Here is an 18799-nt window from a genome sequence, read left to right as displayed (position 1 = left end):
CCGATCAGCCGAGCCTGTAATCCCCCAGCCGGGCCCGGCGGGCGCTCCGGCGATAGGCCATCACCGAGTCGGGCCAGAGGGTGTTGTTGCGCCCGGTCGCGTCGAGGTACCAGCTGCGGCAACCGCCGGCCTGCCAGATGCTGTCGGCCATGCGGCTGTGGATCCGGTCCACGAACCGGGCCTGGGCCTCCGGCCGGACCTCGATGGTCTGCCTCCCGCGGCGCAGCGCCTTCAGGCAGTCGAGGACGTGCTGCACCTGGATCTCGATCATCGAGACGACCGAGTTGTGGCCCAGCCCGGTATTGGGCCCGAGCAGCATGAAGAAATTGGGGAATCCCGCGACCGTGATGCCCTGATAGGCGCCCACGCCGCCGGACCATGCCTCGGTCAGGCTTCGGCCGTCGCGGCCGACGAGGTGCATCCGCGCGAAGGTCGCGGCCACATCGAAGCCCGTGGCGTAGACGATCACGTCGAGGTCGTGATGCCGCCCGGCCTCGGTGGTCACGCCGGTCTCGGTGATCCGGGCGATGCCGTCCGTCTCCAGGGTGACGTTCGGACGCTGGAGCGCGGGGTAGTACTCGTCGGAGATCAGCACCCGCTTGCAGCCGAGGCGGTAATTCGGCGTCAGCTTCGTCCGTAGGGCCTTGTCGGGGACCGCCTTGGCGAGATGGTGCCGCGCCAGGGACTCGGCTTGGCCGGTGAGCTTCGAGACCTTGGTGAAGCCGAGCAGCGCCCGCACTTCGTGCAGCCAGAACAGCCGCGCCCGCTCGAGCCGCCGGCTGAGCGGCAGGCGCCGGTAGCGCTCCCGGGCCCGCTCCGTGATGGCGTGGTCGTTCTTGGGCATGATCCAGGGCGGGGTGCGCTGGAACAGCGTCAGGTGCGACGCGACGGCGGCGAGTTCCGGCACCACCTGGATCGCGCTGGCGCCGGTGCCGATCACCCCGACCCGCTTGCCGGCCAGCACCGCGGAGTGGTCCCAGGCCGCCGTGTGGAAGGCGGGGCCGGCGAACGCGTCGCGGCCGGGGATATCCGGGTAGGCCGGATGGTGGAGCCCGCCCATGCCCGCGACGATCGCGCGCGCCGTGATCGGTCCCCGGTCGGTCTCCACGTGCCACAGGGCGCGCGCCGCGTCCCAGGTGGCGCCGGTGAAGGTCGTCCCGAGCTGGATCAGGGGCGTCAGGCCGTTCCGCTCGGCGGTGTCCCGGAGATAGGCCAGGATCTCCGGCTGCGGCGCGTACATCCGGCTCCAGTCGGCCTTCGGCGCGAAGGACAGCGAGTAGAGGTGCGAGGGGACGTCGCAGGCCGCCCCCGGGTAGGTGTTGTCGTGCCACGTGCCGCCGATGCCGTCGGCCTTCTCGATCACCCGCAGCGGGCCGATGCCGGCCTGCCGGCAGCGGATCGCCATCGCGAGCCCCGAGAATCCGGCGCCGACGATCAGGACGGCCAGGGTCTCGTCCGCGGGCTCGGTCATCGCTGGGTGCTCCCGGACAGGGTGTGCGGCGCGTGCGCCGTCAGGAAGGCCGCGGCCTCGTCGAGGGAGGTCCGCGCCTCCGGCAGCATGCTGGCGGCGAACTGCCATGCGTGGGACACGACCGGGAACAGCTTGAGCTCCGTCTCGACGCCGGCCCTGCGGGCCCGCTCCGCCATGCGCACGGAATCGTCGCGCAGGACCTCGCGGGCGCCGACATGGAACAGCAGCGGCGGGAAGCCGGTCGGGTCGCCGTAGAGCGGCGAGACCCGCGGATCGGCCGGATCGGCGGCGCCCAGATACATCGGCCGGATCGCCGCGAGCGCCTGCGGGTCGAACATGGCGTCGCGCCACGCATTGGTCACCCGCGATCCGTCCTCGGACATGAAGTCCGTGGCCGGCGAGAACAGGGCCGCCGCCCAGGGCATCGGCAGGCCGCGGGCGCGGGCCTCGCCCATCAGCACGAGGGCGAGGTTGCCGCCGGCCGACTCGCCCGCCACGCAGGCGGCGCCCTCGGCGCTGAACGCCGCCCAGGCCGCCGTGACGTCGTCGACCGCCGCGGGGAACGGGTGCTCGGGGGCGAGGCGGTACTCGGGCGCGAAGATCGTGAAGCCCCGGTTCGCCAGCGCGCCGGTGACCGGACGGTGCGTCCGCGGCGAGCAGGCGATGAAGCCGCCGCCGTGAATGTAGAGCATCCGCCGGCCGGGGCCCGCTTTCGGCCGGACCCACTCGCCCTTCACGCCACCGACGATGCCCGGCTCGTAGGTGACGCCCTTGGGGTCGGGGAAGGTCGGTGCCTCGAAGATCCGGCGGAACGCGGCCGCGTCCCGCGCCCGGGACAGGGGGCCGCGGACCCGGCTGCGGACCATGTAGGCCCCGAGATACGCGCGCAGGCTCGCCATCTCAGAGCGTCCCGCCGGACAGGCGCACGATTGTCTTCCAGTAGCCCACCGGCATCAGCCGCTGGATCAGCGCGGCGTTCTTCGCGTCCTTGCCGATGACGATCCGGGGCGCCCGGGCCTCGATGCCGCGGATGATGGCGGCGGCCGCGTCGGCGGGCGCCAGGGTCAGGAGCTTGCCGAACGCCTCCCGCGCCTCCTCGTCCTCTACGGCCGCGCGCTTCGCAGCCTCCGGATCGCTCGGCGGCCGCCGGCCGCGGGCGTTGCGGGAGATGGCGGTGGCGACGCCGCCCGGGTGGACCACCGTCACCCCGAGGCCGGTGCCGGCGTACTCGTGCCGCAGCGCCTCCGAGAAGCCGCGCACGCCGAACTTGCTGGTGCAGTAGGCGACTTGGCCCGGCGGCGCGATCAGACCGAACAGGCTCGACAGGTTGACGATCTGCGCCGCCGGCCGGGCGCGGAGCATCGGCAGGAAGGCGTGGCACATCCGCACGACGGCGCGCAGGTTGATGTCGAGAAGCCACTCGAAATCGTCGAGATGCGTCTCGTCGAACCGGCCGCCGAGGGCGACGCCGGCATTGTTGATGAGGAGGTCGAGATGCCCGGACCGCTCCGCGACCCAGGCGGGCAGCGCGCGGATCCCCTCGGCATCCGTGAGGTCGAGGACGCGCGTCTCCACCGTGACGCCGCGGATCTTCGCGGCGACGGCCGCGAGGCCGGTCTCGTCTCGGTCCACCAGGAGAAGGGTGCAGCCCTTCGCGGCGAGGCCCTCGGCCAGCGCCGCGCCGATGCCGCTCGCCGCCCCGGTGATCAGGGCCACCGCGCCCGCGAGTTGGAACCGCTGTGCCAAACCGCGCCTCCCCGTTCCGCCGATCTGCATCGGACCGTCCTCGGGGGATAGGCCCGGCCGGCCGGATTGTCTAGGGTGAACACCCTAGATGGGGATGGGTTGATGTCGCGGGGCGAAGGTCGGAGGAGCGAACGCGAGGAGGTCGGCCTGGACGCCGATCCCGCGGTCGCGTCTCCCGATACGCGGACGCGTATCCTCGCGGTCAGCCTCGCGCTGTTCAACGCCCGCGGTCTCGGCCACGTCACGACGGCGGAGATCGCGGCCGCGGCGGGGATCCGCGAGGGCAATCTGCAGTACCATTTCCCGCGCAAGCGCGGCCTCGTCGAAGCCCTGTTCGCGGCCTTCGAGACCGAGGCCGTGGCGGTGGCGGGCCGGATGCCCGACGATCCCGCGGCGCCGGAGGCGCTGCTCGCCTACCAGAGGGCGTGGTTCGACCTGATGTGGCGCTACCGCTGCGTCTACCGCGACGGTATCGCCATGGTGGAGATCGCGCCGGCCCTGCGCGCCCGGGTGCACGCGCTGCGGGCCGAGACCCAGGCGCTGGCCCGCGCCGTGTTCGAGGCGGCCGTGCGGGCGGGGCGGCTGCGCGTTTCCCCGGACGCGCTCGGGCGACTCATCGACAACGCCTGGATCGTGTCGAGCCACTGGATGAGCCACCGTCTCCAGGGCGGCACCGCCCTGACGGAAGCGGATCGGGACTGGGGCTTCGCGCAGGTCCGCGACCTCTTCGCGCCCTATCTCGCGCCCGAGAGCCCTACTTGACGGCCACTGGCCCGATCCTTCCATGCGCTCCGGCCAAGCTCGGACCCGAAGGACGCGATGCTCGACCGCCTGACCCATGCCGGCCTCAGCCTGCTCGTGCTGCTCGCGGTCGCGTTCCTGTTCTCGACCAACCGGCGGGCGATCAGTCCCCGCGTGGTCCTCACGGGACTGGCTTTGCAGGTCGGCCTCGGCGCGCTGGTCCTGTTCCTACCCGCCGGGCAGGCCGCGCTGCGCGCCGCCGCGGACGCGGTCGTGACCGTGCTGTCCTACGGCGACCGCGGCACGGCCTTCCTGTTCGGCGGCCTCGTCGAGCCGAAGATGTTCGAGCTGTTCGGCGGCTCAGGCTTCATCCTGGCGCTGCGGGTCCTGCCGCAGATCCTCTACGTCTCTGCGCTGATCGGCGTGCTCTACCACCTCGGCGTGATGCAGGTGCTCGCCCGCGGGCTCGGCGCCGTGCTCCGGCGGATCCTCGGCACCTCGCCGATCGAGTCGTTCTCGGCGGTGATCACGATCGCCATCGGCCAGAGCGAGATCGCCGTCGCCCTGCGCCCGTTCCTCGCCCTGCTGACCGGCGCCGAGCTGTTCGCCGTCATGTCGAGCGGCGCCGCGTCGACGGCGGGCTCGATCCTGGCCGGCTACGCGGCGCTCGGCGTGCCCATGACCTACCTGCTCGCGGCCTCCGTGATGGCGATCCCGGGGGGCCTCGTCTACGCCAAGATCCTGATGCCCTCGACGGAGCCGACCCGGATCGCCACCACCCGGGTAGAGTTCGGCGAGACACGGGCGGCCAACATCATCGAGGCGGCGGCCGACGGCACTCAGAAGGGGCTCGCGGTGGCGGTCTCGGTGGGGGCCATGCTGATCGCCTTCGTCGGGCTGATCGCGCTGGCGGACGGCCTGTTCGGCACCCTCGGCGGCTGGATCGGCTACCCGTCCGCCTCGTTCGAGGGCGTGCTCGGCTGGGCGCTCGCCCCGCTGGCGTGGCTGCTCGGCGTGCCCTGGGACCAGGCGACCCTGGTCGGCGGGGCGATCGGCCAGAAGCTCGCCTTCAACGAGTTCCTGGCCTACGCCAACCTGTCGCCGGTCCTGAAAGCCGGAACCCTCGAGCCGCGGGCGCAGGCCATCGTCTGCTTCGCCCTGTGCGGCTTCGCGAATCTCGCGTCGATCGCGATCCAGCTCGCGAGCTTCTCCAGCCTCGTCCCGGAGCGGCGCTCGGAGGTCGCCCGGTACGGCCTGCGGGCCATCCTCGCGGGGACGCTGTCGAACCTCACGAGCGCGGCGATCGCGGGGCTGTTCGTGGCGTGACGGGTCAGGCCGCCTTGCGCGCCGCGAGCAGCAGCGCGTTCGGGCGGGTCCGCTTCGGCACCGGCAGGACGCGGTCGAGGACGGCGCCGACGCCGTACGCGAAGGCGAGCGCCGCCGCCCAGGACCATGTCCGCCGGAAGAAGCGGTCGCGGCAGCGGACGGGGCTGACCTTGGCCATCCAGTGGATCAGCGAATCGTGCCGGTCCATGCCGATGGCGTGGACGGCCTCGGGCGTGCAGCCGAGCGTCCCGGCCAGCGCCTCCAGGGCTCTGGGCGTCCACCACGTCAGGTGGTGGGGCGGCGCGTTGATGACGAAATTCGGGACCGTGGTGTTGGGCGAGGGCCAGAGCGGCGTGCCGATCAGGACCACGCCGCCCGGCTTGACGCAGGCCGCGAGCGCCCGGGCGAAACCCAGCGGGTCCGCCACGTGCTCGATCACCTGGAACGCGCAGGCGACGTCGTAGACCGGCCCGACGCGCGCCGCGTGCGCCTCCACGGTCTCGTCGAGGATCGCGCCGGTCGGGTCCTCGGCGGAGAAGTTCGGATCGAGGCCGGTATAGGTGGCGTCCGGTACGTAGGCGCGGAACCCGCCGTGGCCGCAGCCGACATCGAGCACCCGGGCTCCGGACGGGACGTGCGAGGCGGCCTGGCGGAATTCCAGGCGCTCCGTCTCCGGGCCGGCGAGCTTATCGTGCGCGGCGATCCGGCCGTAAAACGCCCGGTAGAAGGCCGCGTCGCCGGCCACCGGCGGATCGAAGAAGATCAGTCCCGTAGGAGATTCCCAGAGCCGGAACGTGCCGGCGGGGCGGAGCAGCGGCCCGACATCGACGCGGCCGGAATAGTGCCAGAGGAGCGTCAGGAAGCCGGCGTCCAGGCGCTCGACGCAGCGCAGAGCGGGGGCACCGGTGATCGGGCAGGGGGGGATCGACCGATCGGCCGTGTGCGCGCTGTCCGCCAAACTGGTCCTCGCTCGCTCCGCAGGCCCGGCTGGTCCGGGGCGCCGCAGCGGCACAGGTTTGGTGCGGCCCGTCAAGCCGAGGCGCGGCTCGTGTCGAGCGCGCAAAGAAAAAGGCGCCGCTTCGAATGAAGCAGCGCCCGGAAACGTCAGAGCGACGTCTTAGTGGAAGGTGTCGATCTCAGCGGACTCGTAGCTGGTGACTTCCATGCCGACGCAGATCTCGGAGACGACGGGGGCGGACCAAGCCATGATTTCCTCCAGGTAAGTTGATGCGATGGATAGAGAGGCCACGAAGGCCGGAGCGAATCGCGCTCCGGACCGCGCGCGACTTAGTTGAACGTGTCGATCTCGGCGGACTCGTAGCTGGTGACTTCCATGCCGACGCAGATCTCGGACACGATCGGGGCAGACCAAGCCATGGCGTTTCTCCTCGCTGTTGCTGCGATCCATATAGGCAATATCTTGGACGCAATACAAGCGAGCACAACACTTATATTTCTCATAGGGAGCCTGGCCGTGGGCGGCGCGGGGTCGTTCCGTGGCCGCGCGGCCACCCGCCGGAGCCCTGTTCGGCATCGGCTGCGGATGGGCGCGGTTTCGGCTTGACGGGCCCCGCGCCCGGGCGCACGACGCACCCGCGCGACGGTGTCCCCGACGGTGTCGCGCTCCCATTCCAGCAGCGACCCGCGAAGCGACGTGCCCGACCGATCGTGCCTGCCGTGCCCGGCCCCGTGCCGTCGTTCCGCCTGAGCCGCTGAGAGGCCCGGCCGCGGGGCGACCGACGCGGCGGCCGGCCACGGCCCAAACCCAGGATGACCGGCGCCGCGTCGCCTCGTAACCCACGAGGCGAGGCCATGAACGAGATCGCCCCCTTCGATACGCGCGTCGATCCCTCCGTGCTGGCCGCCCGCCTGTCGGACGAACGGGCGCCCGACATCGTCGAGGCCCTGAACGACGAGGCTCCCGAGGTCGCCGCCGCCATCCTGCTCGGCCTGCCGCTGGAGCGGGCGATCGAGGTGCTGGACCAGCCGGAACTCGACTGCGCCGCCGACATCATCGAGATGCTGCCGCGGGACCGGGTCGCCGGCTACCTGTCGGGCATGTCGGCCGACCGGGTCACGGACGTTTTCCGCGAGATCGAGGAGCCGGGCCGCTCCGACCTGCGTGCCCGCCTCGACGCGGAGACCCGCGGCGCTGTCGATCGCCTGTCGGCCTACGGCGAGGAGACCGTGGGCTCGCTTATGACCACCGAGTTCGTCACCGTGCCGGGGACCTGGACGGTGGGCCAGACGCTGGAGCACATCCGCCACGTCGAGAAGACCCGGGAGACGATCTACGCGATCTTCGTGCTCGACCCGCGCACCCGGGCTCTCACCAAGGCGGTGCCCCTGCGGCGCCTGATCTCGGGGGACCCGGGCGACAACGTGCTCAGCGTCGCGCCGGGACGCCGGCCGCTCGCGGTCTCGCCCACGGCCAGCCGCGAGGAGGCGGCCCGGCTGATCTCCAAGTACGACCTCCTGGCGCTGCCGGTCGTCGACGCGGTCGGCCACGTGATCGGCATCGTCACCGTCGACGACATGATCGACGCGATGATCGAGAAGCAGACGCAGGACGTGCAGCGCTTCGGCGGCATGGAGGCGCTGCCCGAGCCCTACATGGATATCGGCTTCTTCACGATGATCCGGAAGCGGGCCGGATGGCTGTGCGCGCTGTTCCTGTCGGAGATGCTCACCGCCTCGGCCATGCAGGGCTTCGAGGGCGAGCTGGAGAAGGCGATCGTCCTGACCCTGTTCATCCCGCTCATCATGAGCTCCGGCGGCAATTCCGGCTCGCAGGCGACCTCGCTGCTGATCCGGGCGCTGGCGCTCCACCAGATCCGCCTGCGCGACTGGTGGCGGGTGGCGCTGCGCGAATTGCCGACCGGGATCTTCCTCGGCGCGATCCTCGGCGTGATCGCGGTGATCCGGATCGTCGCGTGGCAGAAGCTCGGCCTCTACGATTACGGCGCGCACTGGCCGCTGGTCGCCGCCACGGTCGGCGCGGCGCTGGTCGGGATCGTGACCTTCGGATCGCTCGCCGGCTCGATGCTGCCGTTCCTGCTCCAGCGGATCGGCTTCGATCCGGCCACCGCCTCGGCGCCCTTCGTGGCGACGCTGGTCGATGTCACCGGCCTCGTCATCTACTTCTCGGTGGCGCTGCTCATCCTGCGCGGGACGCTGCTGTAGGAAGGCCTCCGCGCATCATCCCGTAACCGCCTCGGCCAGCCGCTTCCTCTGGACCTTGCCGTTCGCCGTACGCGGCAGGGCGTCGAGGAAGCGGATCTCCCGCGGGCGCTTGTAGGCGGCGAGCCGCTCGGCGCACCACGCGAGCAGGGCCTCCGCGTCGGGCTCGGCGCTAGCCTGCAGCACCACGAAGCCGCAGATGACCGAGACGTCCGCCCGCACCGGCAGCTCGGCGACCCCCACTTCCGCCACGGACGGGTGGGTCGACAGCACCGCCTCCACCTCGTTCGGCGAGACCCGGTAGCCCATCGCCTTCATCAGGTCGTTGTTGCGGCCCTCGAACCAGATGTAGCCGTCGGCGTCGAGGCGGGCGAGATCGCCGCCGACGAACCAGTCGCCGCGCATGACCTCCGCCTCTTCCTCCGGCCGGTTCCAGTAGCCGAGCATCAGCGCCGGCTCGGTCCGGTGGACGGCGAGGAGCCCGCTCTCTCCGGCCGGGAGCGGCTCGGGCTCGCCCGCCACGGGCAGGATCGCCACCCGCCGGCCCGGCTGCGGCTTGCCGGGCGAGCCGGGGCGCACCGGGATGGTCGGGCCGCTGGATATGTAGGTCGAGATCTCGCTCATCCCCAGCGCCTCGTAGAGGGGCTTGCCGGTGGCCTGACCCCAGGCCTCCAGGAGCTCCACCGCGAGGGGTTCGCCGGCCGTGCAGCCGTGGCGCAGGCTCGACAGGTCGTGGGCGCCGAGGTCGCCGTACTTGAGGATCTGGCGGTAGAGCGTCGGGACGGCGGCGAACAGGGTCGCGCCGTAGGCCGCGATCAGGCGCGGCCAGATTCCGGGATCGCGCGGGCCGTTGTAGAGCACCGCGGTCGCGCCCACCGACCAGGGATCGCTCAGCCCGACGCCGAGCGTGTAGGTCCAGTTCATGGTGCCGGCGTGGAGCATCACGTCGGATTCGGTGAGCCCGAGCCAGTGGTCGAGCATCGGGCGGCGCCCGTAGGCGGCGCGGTGCGCGTGCAGCACGCCCTTCGGCCGGCTGGTCGTGCCGGACGTGTAGATCAGCATCGCCGGGTCGTCGGCGGCGGTGTCGGCGTACTCGGCCATGGGCGGACCGGCCTTCAGGGCGGCGACCGCGGCGGCGTCGAGCAGGAGGCGCCCGCCCAGGACCTCGGGCGCGACCGTGCAGCCGCTTCCGATCACCACGGCGGCGGCCCCGGAATTGTCCATGAGGAACGCCGCCTCGCTCTCGGTGAGCTGCGGCGAGGACGGCAGCGCCACGAGGCCGGCCGCCAGGGCGCCGAAGTAGACGAGGACGTAGTCGGCCTCGTTGCCCATCCGGATCATCACCCGGTCGCCGGGCCTCAGGCCGAGGCCGAGGAAACCCGCCGCGATGCCGCGCACCGCCCGCTCGACTTCGCCGAAGCTGAGGCGGTCCGCGGTGCCGTCGCCGACCATCACCAGGGCGGTCTTGTCGGGACGCAGGCGCGCGTTCTCGGCGAGGCAGTACCGCGCCGCGTTGAAGCGGGCCGGCGGACGGCGGTCATCGTGCTGGCTGTCGGACACCGGGCGCTCCCCGCGGGCGGCTTTTCGCCGGGTGTCCCGCCTGGGCGCGCCTGCGTCAACTGGGGCCGTCGCCCCGCCGGCGAGCGCGGCCCCGGGCAGTCTGGCCCTCAGGTCCGCCGCTGCGCCTGGCCCTCCTGCTCCTCGAAGCCCTTGAGCATCTTGTCGAGGGTCATCGGGTAGTCGCGGACCCGGATCCCGGTGGCGTTGTAGATCGCGTTGGCGAGCGAGGCGCCGGCGCCGCAGATGCCGAGCTCGCCGAGCCCCTTGCTCTTCAGCGGGTTCGCCTTGTCGTCGAGCTCCGGCAGGAACACCGCGTCGATCTCCGGGAGGTCGGCGTGGACCGGCACGTGGTACTCGGCCATGTCGTGGTTGACGAAGAAGCTGTAGCGCGGATCGACCACGGCATCCTCCATCAGCGCCGCGCCGACGCCGAAGGTCATGCCGCCGATCGCTTGGCTGCGCGCGGTCTTGGCGTTGAGGATGCGCCCGCCGGTGAACACGCCGAGCATCCGCCGCAGCCGGATCTCGCCGGTATCGACGTCGACCCCGACCTCTGCGAAGTGCGCTCCGTACGAGTACTGCGAGAACTTCTGCTTCATCTCGCCGGGCTTGATCTCGCCGGAGGCCTCCATCCCCGCCTTGGCGAGGTCGGCGAGCTTCTCCGTGCGGTTGCCGGACGTGACTGCGCCGTCGCGGAAGGTGGCGCCGTCCGGGTTGAGGTCGCCGGCCTTGAGCAGGGCCTGCCGGAGGTTGTCGCAGGCGACGTAGAGCGCCGAGCCCGCCGAGCCGGCGCCGAAGGATCCCCCGGAGCCGGCCGCGAACGGGAACTCGGTGTCGCCCATCTCGACCCGCACGCGCTCGGGCGGCAGCCCCAGCATCTCGCCGGCGATCTGGGTGAGGATCGTGTAGGTGCCGGTGCCGGGATCGGTCATCGCCATCCGCACCACCAGCACGCCGTCCGGCCCGAGGCGGACCTTCGCGGCGGACGGCATCAGCGGGTTGAGGCGCGCGGCCGCCGACATGCCCATGCCGACGAGCCAGTTGCCCTCGCGCCGGGAGCCCGCGGCCTGCCGCCTGTCCCAGCCGAACAGGCGCGCGCCCTCGCGCATGCAGGGTACCAGCTTGCGGGTCGAGAACGGGACCTTCTTCTCGGGATCCTCGGCCGGCTCGTTGCGCACCCGGAGCTCGATCGGGTCGATCTTCAGCTGCTCGGCGAGCTCGTCCATGGCGCACTCGAAGGCGAGCTGGCCTACGGCCTCCCCTGGAGCGCGCATCGCCGAGGCGATCGGCATGTTGAGGTTGACCAGCCGATGGCGCGTCACGCGGTTCTGCGCGGCGTACAGGGAGCGGGTGACGTTGGCCGAGGTCTCGAAGAACCCGTCGCCCTCGGCGGTGTCGGACCAGGATTCGTGGCTGATCGCGGAGAGACGGCCGTCGCGGTCGGCGCCGAGGCGGATCCGCTGGATCGTGTCAGTCCGGTGGGTCGCGACGTGGAACTCCTGCTGCCGGGTGAGCGCGACCTTCACGGGACGCTGGATCACCTTCGAGGCCAGGATCGCGAGCGTCGCCTCCGGCTGGACCTGCAGTTTCGCGCCGAATCCGCCGCCGATATAGGGGCTGACGATGCGCACCTTCTCGGGGGGGAGCTTGAGCACCGAGCCGAGGGATTTCTGGCCCCGGTTCGGCATCTGGTTGGCCGTGTAGAGCACGACCCCGTCGCCCTCCCAGGACGCGATGGTGGCGTGCGGCTCCATCTGCGCGTGGATCTGGTTCGGCGTGACATACTCCACGTCGAGCTTGACCGGTGCGGCCGCGAAGGCGGCGTCGAAGTCGCCGAGCTTGGAATCCGGCGGCGAGTTGACCGGCTTCGGCTCGTAGGCCGCCGCCAGGCTGTCCTTGAGCAGCCCCTTGGGCTTGGCCGCGTCGTACCGGACCTTGACCAGCATCGCGGCGGCGCGCGCCTGCTCGAAGGTCTCGGCGACCACGAAGGCGACCGGCTGCCCGTAGAACCGGATCTCCGTCCCCTGGAGCTGTGGCCAGACCTGCTCCTTCTTCTCGCCCTGCTCGGGCACGTTCTCGTAGGTCATCACCAGGATCGCGCCGGGCGCCTTGCGGGCGGCCTCCGCGTCGATCGACCGGATCGTGCCGGAAGCGATCGTGGCCGGCACGATGAAGCCGTAGGCGGGGTTCTTCAGCGCCCTGGTCTCGTACGCGTAGGGCGCGTGCCCCGTGACCTTGAGCTTGCCCTCGACCCGGTCCAGCGGCTTGCCGACGAGGCCGTCGGGCCGGTCGTCGAGGGGCGTCCGGCCGATCGGCTGGTTCATCTCCATGGGAACGGTCCTTGCCGGGATTTACGCGCGGGTCGCCTGCGCCACGACGGCCCGGAGGGTCCGGCGCGTCAGCGGGATCTTGAAGTCGTTGCTGCCGTAGCCGCGGGCGCCCTTGAGCACCGCGTCGGCGGCGGCGTCGGCCGAGCCGGTCTGCACCAGCGCCGTCTCGGCCTCGGCCACCCGCCAGGGCTTGTGCGCCAGGCCGCCGAAGGCGAGCCGCGCGGCCTGGGGCTTGCCACCCTCGGCGCCCGCGATCACGGCGGCCACCGACACGGTCGCGAACGCGTAGGACGCCCGGTCGCGGACCTTCCGGTAGATGTGCGTGCCGGCCACCGGCTTCGGCAGCGTCACGGCCGTGATGATCTCACCCCTGCGCAGCTCTGTCTCGATCTGCGGCGTGTCGCCCGGCAGCCGGTGGAAGTCGGCGATCGGTATGCTGCGCGCCTGCCCGTCCGGGTTCACCGTCTCCACCGTCGCGTCGAGGGCGCGCATGGCGACGTTCATGTCGGACGGGTTGGTGGCGATGCAGGCCTCGCTCGCCCCGACCACCGCCATGATCCGGTTGAACCCGCCGATCGCCGAGCAACCGGAACCGGGCTCTCGCTTATTGCAGGGCATGGCTGTGTCGTAGAAGTAGTAGCAGCGCGTCCGCTGGAGGAGGTTGCCGGCGGTGGTCGCCTTGTTGCGCAACTGCCCCGAGGCGCCGGCCAGCAGCGCCTTCGCCAGCACGGCGTAGTCCTTTCGGACCCGCGTGTCGGCCGCGAGGTCGGCGTTCCGCACCAGGGCGCCGATGCGCAGGCCGCCGTCCTGCGTGGCCTCGACCTTGTCGAGCGGCAGCCGGTTGACGTCGATCAGCGTCGCCGGGGTCTCGATCTGAAGCTTCATCAGGTCAAGGAGGTTGGTGCCGCCGGCGATGAACTTGGCGTTCGGCCGCTCGGCCGCGAGCTTCGCGGCGTCCTGCACGGTGGCGGGGCGCTCGTAGGCAAAGGCCTTCATCTGCGCCTCCTCAGAGTTTGGTGGCGGCGGCGTCGCGAATCGCCGCGACGATGTTCGGGTAGGCGCTGCAGCGGCAGATGTTGCCGCTCATCCGCTCGCGAATCTCGGCGTCGCTGAGTGTCGGAGTCGCCGCGACGTCTTCGGTAACGTGGCTCGGCCAGCCGGCCTTGGCCTCGCTCAGCATCCCGACCGACGAGCAGATCTGGCCCGGCGTACAGTAGCCGCACTGGAAGCCGTCATGCTCCAGGAACGCCGCCTGCATCGGGTGGAGCTTGTCCCCGTCCGCCAAGCCCTCGATCGTGGTGATCGGGTCGCCCTCGTGCATCGCTGCGAGCGTCAGGCAGGAATTGATCCGCCGGCCGTCGACCAGGACCGTGCAGGCCCCGCACTGGCCGTGATCGCAGCCCTTCTTGGTGCCGGTGAGCGCGAGGTGCTCGCGCAGAGCGTCGAGGAGCGTCGTGCGGGTGTCGAGGACGAGATCGTGCGGTTGGCCATTGATGGTGAGCCGCACCGGCATGGTCTGCGGAGCCTGATCGCCCGGCGCCGCCGCGGACATCGCGGGACTGGGCCGGAACCCGAGGGCACCGAGTGCGCCGGCCACCGCACAGCCCTCCACCACGGCCCGCCGCGTCAGCGCGAGCGGCTTCGTCGGAATCGCGTCTGTCATGCTGCCATCCAGCCCGTGCACCGCGCGTGGGACGCCGCGCGCAGCTTGGAATCTGGTGCGCCAACGTCCGGCCGGATGGATTAGATCCTGTCCAGACTGCGCCCGTTCAGCGCGGCTCCGCCGCTACGGGCGCTGGACCCAGGTCGTGACCCGATCGCTCCCTCCTTGCTTCGCTGCGCTCGCGAGAACGGGGACGCCTTGGAACGCGTCCCGCTGCGAGCGTTTGGGTTGATCGGACCACGACACCGGAGCCTCGCCTCATGGCTATCCCGACCCTGCCGCTCAACGACGGCCGACACATCCCGCAGATCGGCTACGGCTGCTGGCAGCTCTCGGATATCCAGGCTCCGGATCTCGTCGGACAGGCCCTCCGCGCCGGCTATCGTCTGATCGACACGGCCGCGGCGTACGGCAACGAGGCGGGCGTCGGGCGCGGCATCCGGGACGCGGGGATCCCCCGCGAGGAGATCTTCGTCACCACGAAGCTCTGGAACGACCGCCAGGGCCGCGACAAGGCGCGGCGCGCCTTCGACGAGAGCCTGCGGCAACTCGGTCTCCCCTATGTCGACCTGTACCTGATCCACTGGCCGTGCCCGCAGCGTCGCCTGTTCGTCGAGACCTGGAAGACGCTGATCGAGCTCCGGAAGGAGGGCCGCGCGAAGTCCATCGGCGTGTCGAACTTCTCGCCCGAGCATCTCGCCACGCTGATCGGCGAGACCGACGTGGCCCCGGCCGTCAACCAAATCGAGCTGCACCCCTATTTCCAGCGCAAAGAACCGCGCACGGAGGACGCCCGTCACGGGATCGTGACCGAGTCGTGGAGCCCGCTGGGCCGGGGCAAGGAGCTGAACGACCCGGTCATCCTCACAATCGCGGAAGCGCACGGGAAGACGCCCGCCCAGGTGGTGCTCCGCTGGCAGATCCAGATCGGATGCGTGGCGATCCCCAAGACCGCCACCCCTCGGCGCATCGCCGAAAATATCGCGCTGTTCGACTTCGAGCTCGGCGCGGACGAGATGGCGCGGATCGCCGGCCTCGACCGGGCCGACGGCCGGATCGGACCTGACCCGGCGACCTTCTGCTGAGCGCTCGAGCCTTCGGCGGCGCAGCGTAACATCGCACCGCAAAAGATTTATGCTCACAGCTAGCATATCTGGACAGGCGCGTCCGGCCCCCATAAGTTAGACGGCACAATGCTCAAACTGAGCATAATGGAGGACGCCATGACGGCGACCGTTGCACCCGTCTCCCACACGACGATCCCGGGCCTGCCCCTTCCGGATCTGTACGCACGCGTCAGCCGGCACGTCCCCGCGATCGAGTGGCCGGCGCTCGCCCCCGACATCGAGGCGATCCTGCGCCTGAAGCGGGAGCGCAACGCCGTGATCCTGGCGCACAACTACCAGGCGCCCGAGATCTTCCACACGGTGGCCGACATCGTGGGCGACAGCCTCGCGCTGGCCCGCGAGGCGGTGAACGTGAACGCCGACGTGATCGTGCTGGCGGGCGTCCACTTCATGGCCGAGACGGCCAAGCTCCTGAACCCGAGCAAGACCGTGCTCATCCCCGACATGGGCGCCGGCTGCTCGCTGGCCGATTCGATCACCGCCGCAGACGTGCGCGGCCTGCGTGCCAAATACCCGGGCGTGCCGATCGTGACCTACGTGAACACCTCGGCGGCCGTGAAAGCCGAGTCCGACCTGTGCTGCACCTCCGGCAACGCCGTCGCGGTGGTGAAGTCGCTGAACGCCCCCCGCGTCCTCATGATCCCCGACGAGTTCCTCGCGCAGAACGTCCAGGCCGAGATACCGGAGGTCGAGATCCTGACCTGGGCCGGCCATTGCGAGGTGCACGAGCGCTTCACCCCGGCCGACATCCGCGACGTCCGCGACAGCTATCCCGGGGTGACCGTGATCGCGCACCCGGAATGCCCGCCGGACGTGGTGGCCGAATCGGACTTCTCGGGCTCCACCGCGATGATGATGGACTTCGTCGTCGAGAAGCGGCCGAAGCAGGTGGTGCTCGTCACCGAGTGCTCCATGGCGGACAACATCGCGGCGCAGAACCCGGACATCGAGTTCATCAAGCCCTGCAACATGTGCCCGCACATGAAGCGGATGAGCCTGCGCAACATCCGGCGGTCGCTCGAGACGATGACCCACGAGGTCACGGTCGACCCGGCGCTCGCCGACCGCGCCCGGGCCGCGGTCGAGCGCATGCTCGAGGTGCGCACACGATGAACGCGATCTCCCCGAACAGCGCCGACCGCGTCGTCGTGGTCGGCGGCGGCGTCGCGGGCCTCAGCGTCGCGCTGCGCCTCGCGCCCCGCCCGGTGACGCTGGTCACGGCCTCGGCCCTCGGCCTCGGCACCGCCACCGGCTGGGCCCAGGGCGGGATCGCGGCCGCGGTCGGCGCCGACGACGCGGCGGCGCTCCACGCCGCCGACACGGAGGCCGCCGGCGCCGGGCTCACCGAGCCCGACGTGGCGCTCCGGGTCGCCGCGGAGGGCCCCGCGCTGATCGACTGGCTCGTGCGGATCGGCGTCCCGTTCGACCGCACCGACGACGGCGCGCTGGCCCTCGGGCTCGAGGCGGCCCACGGCCGCCGCCGCATCGTCCGCTCCGGCGGCGACGCCACCGGCGCCCGCGTCCTCGAAGGGCTCGTGCGGGCCGTGCTGTCGGCGCCGTCCGTGGAGGTCGTCACCGCGCGGGCCTGCGACCTGCTCCGGGACACGCGCGGGGCGGTGGCCGGCATCGTCGCCGAGCGCGACGGCGCGCTTTTCCGCATCCCGGCCCGCGCGGTGGTGCTCGCCACCGGCGGCGTCGGCGCCCTCTACGCGGCGACCACCAACCCGCCGGGCGCCGTCGGCCGCGGGCTGGCGCTCGCCGCCCGGGCCGGCGCGGTGATGCGCGACATGGAGTTCGTGCAGTTCCACCCGACCGCCATCGCGGCCGGCGCCGACCCGATGCCGCTCGCCACCGAGGCCCTGCGCGGCGAGGGCGCCCGCCTCATCGACGAGACCGGCGCCGCCGTGATGGCCGGCATCGCGGGCGGCGACCTCGCGCCGCGCGACGTGGTCGCCCGCGGCATCTTTCAGGCGCTGCAGCGGGGCCGCACGGTCTATCTCGACGCCCGCGGCGCGCTCGGCGCCGCGATGCCGACGCGGTTCCCGACCGTGGCGGGGCTCTGCGCCGCCGCCGGCATCGACCCCGCCGTGCAGCCGATCCCGGTCCGCCCGGCGGCGCACTACCACATGGGCGGTGTGAAGGTGGACGCGTACGGCGCCACCTCGGTGCCGGGCCTCTACGCCTGCGGCGAGGTCTCCTCGACGGGCCTCCACGGCGCCAACCGGCTCGCCAGCAACTCCCTGCTGGAGGGCCTCGCCTACGCGCGCTTCATCGCCGACGGGCTCGACACGCCGCCGCCCGCCGCGATCGTGCCCGAGGCCGTGTCTGTCCGTGCCGCCGGCGACCTGCCGGCGATCCGCGCGCTGATGGAGCGCAGGGTCGGCGTCGTGCGCGACGCCGCCGGCCTCGAGGAAGCCGTCGCCGTCCTCGAGGCGGGGGCTGAGACCTGCGACGCCGCCCTCGTGGCGCTGCTCATCGCCCGCGGCGCGCTCGCCCGCCGGGAGAGCCGCGGCGCCCACTGGCGCAGCGACTTCCCCCATCTCGCCGCGGCCGCGCACACCGAGGCCGCGCTGGCCGACCCGATCGCCGCGACCCCGTCCGCCGAGGAGGCGCTGACGCCATGACCCAGTCGGTTCTCTCCGATGAGATCCTCCCCCTGCCGCGGCTCCTCGTGGAGCCCGTGGTGCGCGCCGCCCTGCTGGAGGATCTCGGCCGGGCCGGCGACATCACCACCGACGCCATCGTCCCCCCGGGCGAGCGGATGCGCGGCGTGATCGCCTCCCGGCAGGACGGCGTCATCTCGGGCACCGACGCCGCCGCCATCGCCTTCGCGCTGGTGGACCCGGCCGTCAGCGTGACGGTCGAGCGCGGCGACGGCGCCCGCGTGGCGCCGGGCGACGTGGTGCTGCGCCTCGAGGGGCCGGCGCGGGCGATCCTGACGGCCGAGCGCGTGGCGCTGAACCTGCTCTGCCGGATGTCGGGCGTGGCCACCGCCACCCACGGCCTCGTCGAGGCCGCGCGCCCGCACGGCAAGGCCTCGATCGTCTGCACCCGCAAGACGACGCCGGGCCTGCGCGCCCTGGAGAAGCACGCGGTCCGGGCCGGCGGCGGCTCGAACCACCGCTTCGGCCTCGACGACGCGGTGCTGATCAAGGACAACCACGTGGCGGTGGCCGGCGGCATCGTCCCGGCGATCGAGCGCGCCAGGTCCCGGGCCGGCCACTTGGTGAAGATCGAGTGCGAGGTCGACAGCCTGGAGCAGCTGGAGGAGGCCCTGTCGGTCGGGATCGACGCGGTGCTCCTCGACAATATGGGGCCCGACCTGCTCCGCCGCGCCGTGGCGATGATCGACGGGCGCGCCCTGTCCGAGGCGTCGGGCCGGATCACCCGCGAGACGGTCGGGGCCGTCGCGGCCTCGGGGGTCGACCTGATCTCCTGCGGCTGGATCACCCATTCGGCGGCGATCATCGACCTGGGGCTCGACGCCGCCTGACCGGCGGGCCCCGCGCGCCGCCGGCGCGGCGGGGCCGAAGCGGTCGCTCGACTGTCATCACGTTCGGGTGACAAGTCTTCGCCGCGGTCGCTCGGGAGATCTGCCGAGTCTATCGCCGCGCGACCGACTCGCTAAGATTTCGGTCAACCGCGACGCCATCGA

17 protein-coding genes are annotated in these 18799 nt (G+C 71.8%); 7 read left to right on the top strand and 10 right to left on the bottom strand.

Annotated elements, in window-relative coordinates; genetic code table 11:
• Positions 1 to 4: 4 nt before the first annotated feature.
• The 3 genes from ABIC30_RS11045 to ABIC30_RS11035 are packed head-to-tail and all read right to left on the bottom strand — an operon-like array spanning position 5 to position 3217.
• Positions 5 to 1471 (bottom strand): flavin-containing monooxygenase, encoded by a 1467-nt coding sequence (locus tag ABIC30_RS11045; RefSeq protein WP_354454937.1) that lies wholly within the window; start codon positions 1469 to 1471, stop codon positions 5 to 7.
• Positions 1468 to 2370 (bottom strand): alpha/beta hydrolase, encoded by a 903-nt coding sequence (locus ABIC30_RS11040; protein WP_354454935.1) that lies wholly within the window; start codon positions 2368 to 2370, stop codon positions 1468 to 1470. Before ABIC30_RS11040 ends, ABIC30_RS11045 begins: the two co-directional genes overlap by 4 nt.
• 1 nt (position 2371) lies before the next feature.
• The gene (locus ABIC30_RS11035) at positions 2372 to 3217 is read right to left on the bottom strand and encodes an SDR family NAD(P)-dependent oxidoreductase (protein ID WP_056531794.1); all 846 of its coding nucleotides are present in this window, start codon (positions 3215 to 3217) and stop codon (positions 2372 to 2374) included.
• 102 nt (positions 3218 to 3319) lie between these two features.
• Between ABIC30_RS11035 and ABIC30_RS11030 the strand changes: the two genes are divergently transcribed.
• Both ABIC30_RS11030 and ABIC30_RS11025 read left to right on the top strand, forming a co-directional pair.
• Positions 3320 to 3979, top strand: a complete 660-nt coding sequence (locus ABIC30_RS11030) for a TetR/AcrR family transcriptional regulator (RefSeq protein WP_354454933.1) — start codon at positions 3320 to 3322, stop codon at positions 3977 to 3979.
• Positions 3980 to 4036: 57 nt separating this feature from the next.
• The gene (locus ABIC30_RS11025) at positions 4037 to 5284 is read left to right on the top strand and encodes a NupC/NupG family nucleoside CNT transporter (protein ID WP_020090599.1); all 1248 of its coding nucleotides are present in this window, start codon (positions 4037 to 4039) and stop codon (positions 5282 to 5284) included.
• A gap of 4 nt (positions 5285 to 5288) precedes the next feature.
• Here the strand turns inward: ABIC30_RS11025 and ABIC30_RS11020 are convergent, their stop codons facing one another.
• The 3 genes from ABIC30_RS11020 to pqqA (ABIC30_RS11010) all read right to left on the bottom strand — a co-directional run bounded on the left by ABIC30_RS11020 (position 5289) and on the right by pqqA (ABIC30_RS11010) (position 6661).
• Positions 5289 to 6242 (bottom strand): class I SAM-dependent methyltransferase, encoded by a 954-nt coding sequence (locus ABIC30_RS11020; RefSeq protein WP_103984908.1) that lies wholly within the window; start codon positions 6240 to 6242, stop codon positions 5289 to 5291.
• A gap of 159 nt (positions 6243 to 6401) precedes the next feature.
• Positions 6402 to 6491, bottom strand: coding sequence for a pyrroloquinoline quinone precursor peptide PqqA (pqqA, locus tag ABIC30_RS11015; protein WP_020090597.1), 90 nt, complete (start codon positions 6489 to 6491; stop codon positions 6402 to 6404).
• Positions 6492 to 6571: 80 nt separating this feature from the next.
• Entirely contained in the window at positions 6572 to 6661 is a 90-nt protein-coding gene (pqqA, locus tag ABIC30_RS11010; protein WP_007559223.1) for a pyrroloquinoline quinone precursor peptide PqqA, read from the bottom strand.
• Between the two features lie 393 nt (positions 6662 to 7054).
• On the opposite strand from pqqA (ABIC30_RS11010), the gene mgtE reads away from it, so the two are divergent.
• On the top strand, positions 7055 to 8467 hold the full coding sequence (mgtE, locus tag ABIC30_RS11005) for a magnesium transporter (protein WP_376738881.1): 1413 nt from the start codon (positions 7055 to 7057) through the stop codon (positions 8465 to 8467).
• 15 nt (positions 8468 to 8482) lie between these two features.
• Here the strand turns inward: mgtE and ABIC30_RS11000 are convergent, their stop codons facing one another.
• The 4 genes from ABIC30_RS11000 to paoA form a co-directional block, all read right to left on the bottom strand.
• Positions 8483 to 10024, bottom strand: a complete 1542-nt coding sequence (locus ABIC30_RS11000) for an acetate--CoA ligase (RefSeq protein WP_234082085.1) — start codon at positions 10022 to 10024, stop codon at positions 8483 to 8485.
• Positions 10025 to 10131: 107 nt separating this feature from the next.
• On the bottom strand, positions 10132 to 12354 hold the full coding sequence (locus ABIC30_RS10995; protein WP_103984906.1) for a xanthine dehydrogenase family protein molybdopterin-binding subunit: 2223 nt from the start codon (positions 12352 to 12354) through the stop codon (positions 10132 to 10134).
• Between the two features lie 21 nt (positions 12355 to 12375).
• On the bottom strand, positions 12376 to 13350 hold the full coding sequence (locus tag ABIC30_RS10990) for an FAD binding domain-containing protein (protein ID WP_042671260.1): 975 nt from the start codon (positions 13348 to 13350) through the stop codon (positions 12376 to 12378).
• Positions 13351 to 13360: 10 nt separating this feature from the next.
• The gene (paoA, locus tag ABIC30_RS10985) at positions 13361 to 14017 is read right to left on the bottom strand and encodes an aldehyde dehydrogenase iron-sulfur subunit PaoA (RefSeq protein WP_103984905.1); all 657 of its coding nucleotides are present in this window, start codon (positions 14015 to 14017) and stop codon (positions 13361 to 13363) included.
• A 260-nt stretch (positions 14018 to 14277) separates the two neighbouring features.
• Here paoA and ABIC30_RS10980 point away from each other — a divergent pair, with 260 nt between their 5' ends.
• The 4 genes from ABIC30_RS10980 to nadC all read left to right on the top strand — a co-directional run bounded on the left by ABIC30_RS10980 (position 14278) and on the right by nadC (position 18637).
• Positions 14278 to 15102: an aldo/keto reductase gene (locus tag ABIC30_RS10980; protein WP_042671255.1), complete on the top strand. Its 825-nt coding sequence runs from the start codon at positions 14278 to 14280 to the stop codon at positions 15100 to 15102.
• A 138-nt stretch (positions 15103 to 15240) separates the two neighbouring features.
• Positions 15241 to 16257: a quinolinate synthase NadA gene (gene nadA / locus ABIC30_RS10975; protein ID WP_103984947.1), complete on the top strand. Its 1017-nt coding sequence runs from the start codon at positions 15241 to 15243 to the stop codon at positions 16255 to 16257.
• Positions 16254 to 17768, top strand: coding sequence for an L-aspartate oxidase (locus ABIC30_RS10970; protein ID WP_042671251.1), 1515 nt, complete (start codon positions 16254 to 16256; stop codon positions 17766 to 17768). Before nadA ends, ABIC30_RS10970 begins: the two co-directional genes overlap by 4 nt.
• Positions 17765 to 18637: a carboxylating nicotinate-nucleotide diphosphorylase gene (nadC, locus tag ABIC30_RS10965; protein ID WP_042671249.1), complete on the top strand. Its 873-nt coding sequence runs from the start codon at positions 17765 to 17767 to the stop codon at positions 18635 to 18637. Before ABIC30_RS10970 ends, nadC begins: the two co-directional genes overlap by 4 nt.
• Positions 18638 to 18799 lie beyond the last annotated feature (162 nt).

It is taken from the genome of Methylobacterium sp. 1030 (assembly GCF_040544715.1).
Classification (GTDB): Bacteria; Pseudomonadota; Alphaproteobacteria; order Rhizobiales; family Beijerinckiaceae; genus Methylobacterium.
The sequence above is the reverse complement of the archived record's forward strand: the minus strand, read 5'-3'. Positions and strand labels throughout refer to the sequence as shown.